Consider the following 8,670-nt stretch of genomic DNA (forward strand, 5'->3'; position numbering starts at 1 on the left):
GAGACAGGGCCCCACCGCCCCGCGCCCCGGCGTCAGCGCAGTACCGACGCCCCCAGCTCGACGGGGCTGCCCTCGATGTTGCCGACGATGCCGCGGATGACGCCCGAGCCGTCCTCGCGGCGCAGGCCGTCGTACCAGGCCTGGGTCGCCTCGACGTCGAACGCGTGCGTCTCGTGTGCGCGCTTGCGGGCGCGGAGCACGAGGTCGCCCGCCCGCTCGGTGCGGATGCGCTCGTATCGCTTCAACGAGTCCTCGACGCCAAGCGTCGTCGTGGCGAACACGATGCCGAGGGCGAAGCTGTCCTCCAGCGCCGAGCACGCCCCTTGCCCGATGTCGGGGGCGGTGTTGTGCGCGGCGTCGCCGAGGATCGCCACGCGTCCACGGACCCACGTGTCGAAGGGGTCGATGTCCCAGATCTCGACGCGGTTGAGTGAAACGTCGGGGTCGATGGCATCCAGGAGCGCCCGCACGCCCGGGGCGCCCCACGACCCGAAGGCCTCTTCGAGGGCGGCCATGCGGTCCTCGAGCACGCCCGAGGGCCCCGGCACGTCCACGAAGAAGTAGAAGCGGTCGCCGGCGACGGGCATGACGGCGCAGCGCTTGCCGTCGCCGACGAACGTGGTCCACTGGTGCGGCGGGCCGATGCGGGGATCCGCCCGGACGAGGCCGTTGAAGTTCACGTACCCGGAGTACACGCGCTCGGGGCGGATGCCAGTGGGCTCGGTGACGTAGTCCCGCACGAGCGAGCGCGCCCCGTCGGCGCCGATGAGCAGGTCGGCGGTGTCGGTCGTGCCGTCGGCGAACGTCGCGGTCACGGTGGTGCCGTCGTCGGCGACCTCGACGAGTTGCATCCCGAGGTGGATGCGGCCTGTGCCGACGGCATCCATCATCAGCGCCTGCAGGTCGGCGCGGGCGACGGGGTAGGGCCGCTGCCCGGTCTGGGAGGTGACGGATGCCAGGCTGAACCGGCACATCTCGTCGCCGGTGTGGCCGTCGTAGTAGGCCATGTCGTCCATCTGGCCGCCGAGGGCGGCGACCTGCGGCCCGAGGCCGAGCCAGTTCAGCACCTTCACGCCGTTGGACCACAGTGACAACGCCGCGCCCACGGGACGGTTCTCGCGCATGCGGTCGTAGATCACGACATCGTGCCCGAGCTTCTGCAGGGCGAGGGCGGCGGAGGTTCCTCCGACGCCGGCCCCGATGACGATGACCTTCACGGGTCCTCCTCAGCTGCCGCGGTAGGTGGAGTAGGCGAAGGGGCTGAGCAGCAGCGGCACGTGCAGGTGCTCCTCGCCGGACGCGGTGAACGCCACGGTCGCGACGGGGTGGAACGACGTCACGCCCCGCGTGCGGAAGTACGCGCCGGTGCCGAACGTCAGGGCGTAGTCGCCGTCGGCGAGGCGGTCGGGGCCGAGCGCGAGGCGGCCGTCCGCGTCGGTCACGGCGGAGTCGATGGTGGCGCCATCGAGGTGCGCGAGCGTCACCGCGATCCCGGCCGCGGGCGTGCCGGTCGCGGCATCCAGCACATGGGTGGTGAGGTGCGTCATTCGGTGCCCTCCGGGTCGTCGGTCATCGTGCCGCGCAGGCGAAGCAGCGCGATCTCGGCGAGTTGTCGCGTCGCTTCGAGGGTCTCGGCGTCGGGGGTGTTGCGAAGGCGTCGCTCGAGTTCGGAACGGATCTCACCCGGTGTGCGTCCGGCCGCCCGGATGAGGAAGACGCGACCGAAACGCTTCTCGTACGCCGCGTTGCCCGCGGCGATCGCGGCGACGTCGTCGTCGGCCGCGGTGGTCATCGCGGCTTGTTCGCGACGGGATGCCGCGGCCTCGGCGTTGTCCCCCGACACCGTCGCCCCGATGCGGGGGTGGGCGTGCAGTGCTCGCTCGAGATCGGCGGGAGACCAGGTCGCGGCGAGGTTCTCGGCGTAGGCGGCGAGGGCGTCGACGTCGGCGTAGGGGCGGCCGGCGACGACGGCGTCGACCCACCCGGGGATGTCGGCCCAGACGCGGACCACCTCCGCCGCGGGGGCGGGCGGGGCCGCGTTGAAGGCGGTGAGGTGCATGCGGGCAACGCTAGGGCCGCCGCGTTACGGGGCTGTGGCGCGATGTGTCCGCGATGTTGCTGTGGGGAACATTTCGGTAGCGGCCGACCGTCTCTGCGGGCACGACGAAGCGGTGCCGCGGGGCGGGGCCGGAGCGCGCGCCGTGGGTGTGGCCGAAACCGGGAGTCTCAGCCGTGGACGATCAGCCAGTGCGCCACGGCGTCCACCCCGCCGGTGTTGTGCAGGCGGTGGGGGACCGAGCAGGGGTAGCTGATGGCGTCGCCGGCACGCAGGATCACGCGCTCGGCCTCGAAGTCGATGGTCAGCTCGCCTGAGACGACCGTGCCGACCTCGTATCCCTCGTGGTGGAACAATCCGTCGGCGCCGTGGGCCGCGGTCCCGGGCGGGTAGATCGACTCGAAGTAGTCGACGCCGGGAGAGGTGCCGGGTGTCAGCCGCCGGAACGATACGCCGCTGTCGAGCACGATGTCGGGCGCCTGACCGGCGCGCTGCAGGGTGAAGCCCGAGGGGCCGGCGGGTTCGATGGGACGGTCGGATGCCGGGTCGAACGCGGCCACCAGGGGAACGCCGAGGGCGTCGGTGATGGCGATGAGCCGGGACACGCTCGGCTGCATCACGCCGCGCTCGATCTGTGACACGGCGCTGGGGGAGATGCCGAGGGTCGCGGCCAGTGAACGGGCCGAGATCCCCCGCGCCGTGCGCAGGGATCGAATGCGCTCGCCCACGCCTCCGGCGGAGACCGTGTTCTCGTCCACGGTGGTCGGCTGCGTCATGCCCCGAGTCTAGAAGTGGCCGCGGTGTGAAGGAGCGACTTCACATACCCGTTACATGAGCGAAATCGAGCGCGTCGTGTGAACCCATAGCTTCACTTGCAAGCCCCACTCCGGCCGCGGACTCCACGTCGTGGCATCCCCCGCCCTGAGAGGAAAGACATGACCACCACAACGCGCACCGGCCCCCACGACCTCGTGGAGGCGGCCGGCCACCCCCACGGGGGCGGCAACATGCAACCGCACTACGACGACCGGCTCGCCAACGAAGACCTCGCGCCGCTGCGCAAGCAGAAGTGGTCCTCGTACAACATCTTCGCGTTCTGGATGAGCGACGTGCACTCGGTCGGCGGCTACATCACCGCCGGCTCGCTGTTCGCCCTGGGCCTGCAGTCCTGGCAGGTGCTGGTGGCGCTGATCGCCGGAATCGTCATCGTGCAGGTGTTCGCCAACATGGTCGCCAAGCCGAGCCAGAAGACCGGTGTGCCCTACCCGGTGATCAACCGCGTCGTGTTCGGCATCCGGGGCGCGAACATTCCCGCGATCATCCGCGGCCTTATCGCGATCGCCTGGTACGGCGTGCAGACGTTCCTCGCAGCGGAGTCGCTGAACATCGTCTTCCTGAAGTTCATCCCCGGCTCCGCGGCCCTGCTCGAGGTCTCGTTCGCGGGACTGTCGGCGCTCGGTTGGATCTCGTACGCGATCCTGTGGACCGCGCAGTTCCTGCTGTTCTGGAACGGCATGGAGGTCATCCGCCGATTCATCGACTGGGCGGGCCCCGCGGTGTACCTCGTGATGATCGTGCTCGCCGTGTACCTCGTGTCGCAGGCCGGCATCCAGAACATCTCGTTCACCCTGTCGACGACGCAGCTGGACTTCTGGGCTTCCATCCCGGTGATGTTCGCCGCCATCGCGCTCGTGGTCTCGTACTTCTCGGGTCCGATGCTCAACTTCGGCGACTTCGCCCGGTACGGCAAGAGCTTCGCGGCGGTCAAGCGCGGCAACTTCTGGGGCCTGCCGCTCAACTTCCTGTTCTTCTCGCTGTTGACGGTCATCACCGCCTCGGCCACGGTGCCGGTGTTCGGCGAACTGATCACCGATCCGATCGCCACCGTCGAGCGCATCGACACCCCGTTCGCGATCCTCCTCGGGGGCCTCACGTTCGTGACCGCCACGGTCGGCATCAACATCGTCGCCAACTTCATCTCCCCGGCGTTCGACTTCTCCAACGTCGCCCCGAAGAAGATCTCGTGGCGGGCGGGTGGCATGATCGCCGCCGTGGGGTCGACCTTCCTCATGCCGTGGAACTGGTACTCCAACAGCGACGCCATCCACTACTCGCTCGGCGTGCTGGGCGCCCTCATCGGCCCCCTCTTCGGCATCCTGATCGCCGGGTACTACATCGCCGCCCGTCAGCGCGTGAAGGTCGATGCGATGTTCACGATGGACGCCCAGGGTCCCTACTGGTACCGCAACGGCTTCAACCCCAATTCCGTGAAGGCCGTCATCGCGGCGGGCGTGCCGACCGTGGGGATCGCCGTCTTCCCGAAGCTGTTCGCAGATCTGGGGATCTTCGACATCTCCGCCATCAGCGACTACAGCTGGTTCATCGGGTGCGGCCTGGGGTACGTACTGTTCCTCCTCTTCGAGCGGCTCGACCCGCGCATCCCCACCTTCGACGGCGAGACCGAGGGCATCTCGGACGGCGCCGTCGACGGGGCCGCGACCACGGCGGCATCCGAGCCGCCCGCCATCTCCGCGGAGATCCCCGTGGATGCCAGGCGCTCGGCGTCGACCGCCGCGGCGTCGGGAACGGGCACGACCGCGTGAGGATCCTGCTCATCAACCCCAACACCTCCCGGGCGATGACCGTGAAGATCGCGGACGCCGCCCGGGGGGTCGCGGGGCCTGACGTCGAGATCGCCGCGGTGTGCCCCGAGGTCGGAGCGGCGGCGATCGAGAGCCACGTCGATGAGGTCGCCGCCGCGGCCGCGGTGGTGGAGCTCGTCGCGGCCGACCGTGACGGCGCGGCCCCCGCCGACGCCTACGTCGTCGCGTGCTTCGGTGACCCGGGGCTCGACGCGGCGCGCGAGCTCGTCACCGTTCCGGTGGTCGGCATCGCCGAGGCGGCGATGCACCTGGCCGCCGTCTCGGGGCGGCACTTCGGCGTCGTCACGACCCTGAGTCGCACCCTCGGTCGCGCCCGCGATCTCGTGAGTCGATACGGCATGGAGCGGGCGTGCGTGTCGCTGGCGGCGACGGGCATCCCCGTGCTGGATCTCGAGGACACCGGCTCGGCCGCCGTCGCGACGATCGAGCGGTTCGCGGCCGAGGCCGTTTCCGGGGGTGCGGACGTGGTCGTCCTGGGATGCGCGGGCATGGCCGACCTCTGTGCCGAGCTGACGTCCCGCGTCGGCGTGCCCGTCGTCGACGGGGTCGCGGCGGCGGTGGGCCTGGCATCCGGGATGGTGCGCATGGGCCTCGGGACGAGCAAGCGCGACGAGTACGCGGCGCCCCCGGCGCGGGGCGTGACCGGCTTCCGTCCGGGGCGCGAATTTCCGTTTGGGGCGGGGAATTCCGTGCCCCAACTGGACGACCGCGCGCCGAACCCGGGGGAAGCACCGGACCTCGCGCCCGCCGACCCCGCCCCCACAGCGGGAGTGTTCGCATGAATGTTGATGACGGTTACATCGGCGAAACGCGGGGCCTCTAGCGTGAGCGGCATGAGCACGAGGATCGCGGCCCGCCGCACGTTCGTCGACGGCCGCTTCATCCCCGCTACGGTCGTGATCGATGAGGGGCGCATCGCGGCCGTCACGGTGTTCGACCCGATGGCCGACACGGTGCTGCCCGACGACGCCGTGCTGCTGCCGGGCCTCGTCGACTCGCACGTGCACCTCGACGAGCCGGGCCGCACCGAATGGGAGGGCTTCGCCACGGGCACCGCCGCGGCGGCAGCCGGGGGAGTGACGACCATCGTCGACATGCCCCTGAACAGCTCACCCGTGACCACGACCCCCGAGGCACTGGATGCCAAGCGCGCCGCCGCCGCGGGCAAGCTCGCGGTCGACGTCGCCTACTGGGGAGGAGCCGTCCCGGAGAACCTCGGATCGCTGCGCGCGCTGGTGGATGCCGGGGTCGTCGGGGTGAAGTGCTTCCTCGCGCCGAGCGGCATCGACGAGTTCGGGCACCTCGACGCCGCGCAGCTGGAGGAATGCCTCGCCGAGCTCGCGATGTTCGACGGGTTGCTCATCGTGCACGCGGAGGACCCGGCGCACCTGCACGCCGACGGCGCTCTCGGCCCGCGATACGCCGATTTCGAGGCCAGTCGCCCGCCCGTCAGCGAGCGCGCGGCGATCCGTCGTGTGATCGACGCGGCCCGTCGCACCGGGGCCCGGGCGCACATCGTGCACGTGTCCGACGGCGAAGCGCTGGACGACGTCCGGGCCGCGAAGGCCGAGGGCGTGCGCCTGACCGTCGAGACCTGCCCGCACTACCTCACCCTCGACGCCGCCGATGTGCCCGACGGCGACGCGGCGTTCAAGTGCTGCCCGCCCATTCGCGGGGCCGCGAACCGCGACCTGCTGTGGGCCGGAGTGGTCGACGGCACGATCGACGCGATCGTCAGCGACCATTCGCCCGCGACCGTGGAGCTGAAGTCCAACCCCGACTTCGGCCTGGCGTGGGGCGGGATCGCGGGCCTCCAGACCGGTCTGTCGTCGGTGCACACCGCGGCGCGGGGGCGTGGCATCCGGCTCGAAGACCTGCTGCCGCTTCTGACCACGGGCCCCGCGCGCATCGCCGGGCTCGCGGGGCTCGGCGTCATCGCGGCGGGCGCCCCCGCGCACCTCGTGGCGTTCGCCCCCGACGAGGAGTTCGTCGTGGATGCCACGGCCCTCGAATACCGCAACCCGGTCTCGCCGTGGCACGGGCAGACGCTCACCGGTGTCGTGCGCGAGACGTGGCTCCGCGGGGAGTCGGTGTTCCGGCGCGGCGAGCCGGTGACGCTCCGTTCGGGGCGCGAGCTGGTCGACACGTCCGAGGCGGTCCAGGCATGAGCGGCGCGGACCTCCCCGGCAGTGGACCGGCGGTCCCCGTCCTGCAGCCCGGGGTCGGCGCGATCCCGGGTGACCATTACCTCCGCGCGACGCCCGAGACCGTCCTGTGGGGACGCCTCCCGTGCGCCGTCGACGCGGCGGTGCTCGAGATCGGCTCGGGCGAGAGCGTCACCTTCGACACCGTGAGTCACGAAGGCATCCTCGACGACCAGGGCAAAGACCCGCGCGCCTACTTCACGTCGCACGGTGTGCCGTCGGAGCACATCCTCGACGACGCGATCGAGATCGCGGCATCCGTCGCCCGCGACCCGTTCGCCGACGGCCCGCACGTCGTCGTCGGGCCGGTCCGCGTGCGCGGCGCGCACCCCGGCGATCTGCTCAAGATCACGGTCGAGACGCTCACGCCGCGCGTGCCGTACGGCGTGATCTCCAACCGCCACGGCAAGGGCGCGCTGGTGGGCGAGCTGCCCCGCGGGGAGCACAACGTCAGCGTGTTCGCCGCCGTCGCAGAGCGCGAGGGTGTGCTGCACGGGACCCTCCCGGTCACGGAGGGCGGCGAGCCCGCCGTGGCGTTCCCGCTCGCGCCGTTCCTCGGGACCATGGGGGTCGCCGTCGCGGGCGACGAACGCCCGCACTCCGTCCCGCCCGGAACCCACGGCGGCAACATCGACATCAACCTGCTCGTCGAGGGGACGACGCTGTTCCTCCCCGTTCAGGTCGAAGGCGCGCTCGCGTACGTCGGCGACCCGCACTTCGCCCAGGGCGACGGCGAGGTCGCGCTGACCGCGCTCGAGGCGTCACTGCGGGCGACTCTCCGTTTCGAGGTCATACCCGCGGATGCCGCCCGAGCGGCGTTCGGCGAGGTGACGGGCCCCCTCGTCCGCACGCCCGAGTACCTGGTGCCCACGGGGATGGACCCCGACCTGGATGCCGCGATGCGCGCGTGCGTCCGCTCGGCGCTGTCGCTCCTCGGCGCGCGCTGGGGCATGGACGAACACCTCGCCTACGCCTACCTCAGCGCCGCGACCGACTTCGACATCTCTCAGGTCGTCGACATCGTGTCCGGCGTCCACGCCCGCATCCGCGAGGCCGACTTCGCCGGGGTCTCCTCGGTGGAGCCGCAGCCCCTGGCATCCGCCGCCGCTCCTTTCAAGGGGGAGGTGCCGTGAGCCGCCCGGTCGCTGTGCGCCCCGGTTCGGTGTCCAAGACACGCGGACGGCGGGGCGTGGCATCCGCGTGTTCTGGACACTCAACGCGGGGGGTGGCGCTTGCGGTGCCCGGTGTGTGCGGTGTGGGTGGTGTGGCGCGCGTGGGTGGTGTGGCGGGTTCGGTGTCCAAGACACGCGGACGGCGGGGCGTGGCATCCGCGTGTTCTGGACACTCAATACTCGATGGCGCGCAGGAACGGGGTCGACAGTGATGGATGCCACGATTCCGGCCGACCTACGTGCGGCGTTCGAGGCGTACGAGGCGGCGATCGTCGCGAACGACCTCGACGCGCTCGACGCGTTCTTCGCGCCCGGCCCGGACACGCTGCGCGGTGACACCGGGGGGCTGCTCGTCGGGCACGACGCGATCAGCGGGTTCCGTGCGTTGCGTGGCGGTGTTCCTCCGCGGGAGATCGCCGCGCTGCACTACCGTCCGCTCGTCCGTGCCGGCAACGCCGTGGCATCCACCGCGCCCGCCGAGGCCGTGACGGCCACCCCCACTCCCGCCGCGGAACGCCGAGACCGACACGAGCAGTGCGACGTCCCCGTCGACGCTCGGCGCAGCGGTGGGGACG

The 8,670-nt window shown here is 71.2% G+C and carries 9 protein-coding genes; 5 read left to right on the forward strand and 4 right to left on the reverse strand.

The window, feature by feature from the left end; all coding sequences use genetic code 11:
• Positions 1-32: 32 nt before the first annotated feature.
• The 4 genes from hpxO to MHY30_RS14675 form a co-directional block, all read right to left on the reverse strand.
• Positions 33-1,217 carry an FAD-dependent urate hydroxylase HpxO gene (hpxO, locus tag MHY30_RS14660; protein ID WP_239278906.1) on the reverse strand — a complete coding sequence of 395 codons (1,185 nt, stop codon included), beginning with the start codon at positions 1,215-1,217 and terminating at the stop codon, positions 33-35.
• A gap of 9 nt (positions 1,218-1,226) precedes the next feature.
• Positions 1,227-1,547, reverse strand: coding sequence for a hydroxyisourate hydrolase (uraH, locus tag MHY30_RS14665; RefSeq protein ID WP_239278935.1), 321 nt, complete (start codon positions 1,545-1,547; stop codon positions 1,227-1,229).
• Complete coding sequence (gene uraD, locus MHY30_RS14670; RefSeq protein ID WP_239278947.1) at positions 1,544-2,059, reverse strand: 2-oxo-4-hydroxy-4-carboxy-5-ureidoimidazoline decarboxylase; 516 nt, start codon at positions 2,057-2,059, stop codon at positions 1,544-1,546. The genes uraH and uraD overlap by 4 nt, the downstream gene beginning before the upstream one ends.
• A gap of 167 nt (positions 2,060-2,226) precedes the next feature.
• Positions 2,227-2,832, reverse strand: a complete 606-nt coding sequence (locus tag MHY30_RS14675) for a helix-turn-helix domain-containing protein (RefSeq protein WP_239278949.1) — start codon at positions 2,830-2,832, stop codon at positions 2,227-2,229.
• 159 nt (positions 2,833-2,991) lie between these two features.
• Between MHY30_RS14675 and MHY30_RS14680 the strand changes: the two genes are divergently transcribed.
• From MHY30_RS14680 to MHY30_RS14700, 5 genes are all read left to right on the forward strand, one after another.
• A complete protein-coding gene (locus MHY30_RS14680; protein WP_239278960.1) occupies positions 2,992-4,659 on the forward strand; it encodes an NCS1 family nucleobase:cation symporter-1 in 1,668 nt (555 codons plus the stop codon).
• A complete protein-coding gene (locus MHY30_RS14685; protein ID WP_239278970.1) occupies positions 4,656-5,501 on the forward strand; it encodes an aspartate/glutamate racemase family protein in 846 nt (281 codons plus the stop codon). The genes MHY30_RS14680 and MHY30_RS14685 overlap by 4 nt, the downstream gene beginning before the upstream one ends.
• 51 nt (positions 5,502-5,552) lie before the next feature.
• Positions 5,553-6,887, forward strand: coding sequence for an allantoinase AllB (gene allB, locus MHY30_RS14690; RefSeq protein WP_275438561.1), 1,335 nt, complete (start codon positions 5,553-5,555; stop codon positions 6,885-6,887).
• On the forward strand, positions 6,884-8,056 hold the full coding sequence (locus MHY30_RS14695) for an acetamidase/formamidase family protein (RefSeq protein ID WP_239278998.1): 1,173 nt from the start codon (positions 6,884-6,886) through the stop codon (positions 8,054-8,056). Before allB ends, MHY30_RS14695 begins: the two co-directional genes overlap by 4 nt.
• Positions 8,057-8,306: 250 nt before the next feature.
• Positions 8,307-8,670 (forward strand): AtzH-like domain-containing protein (locus tag MHY30_RS14700; protein WP_239279008.1); only part of this gene is annotated, 364 nt, incomplete at its 3' end.

The organism is Microbacterium sp. ACRRU, from assembly GCF_022346945.1.
In the GTDB taxonomy this organism is placed as follows: Bacteria; Actinomycetota; Actinomycetes; order Actinomycetales; family Microbacteriaceae; genus Microbacterium; species Microbacterium mcarthurae.

Coding starts and splice junctions, on each gene's coding strand:
- uraH (WP_239278935.1), bottom strand. CDS start 1,547: ATGACGCACCTCACCACCCATGTGCTGGATGCCGCGACCGGCACGCCC.
- uraD (WP_239278947.1), bottom strand. CDS start 2,059: ATGCACCTCACCGCCTTCAACGCGGCCCCGCCCGCCCCCGCGGCGGAG.
- MHY30_RS14675 (WP_239278949.1), bottom strand. CDS start 2,832: ATGACGCAGCCGACCACCGTGGACGAGAACACGGTCTCCGCCGGAGGC.
- MHY30_RS14680 (WP_239278960.1), top strand. CDS start 2,992: ATGACCACCACAACGCGCACCGGCCCCCACGACCTCGTGGAGGCGGCC.
- allB (WP_275438561.1), top strand. CDS start 5,553: ATGAGCACGAGGATCGCGGCCCGCCGCACGTTCGTCGACGGCCGCTTC.
- MHY30_RS14695 (WP_239278998.1), top strand. CDS start 6,884: ATGAGCGGCGCGGACCTCCCCGGCAGTGGACCGGCGGTCCCCGTCCTG.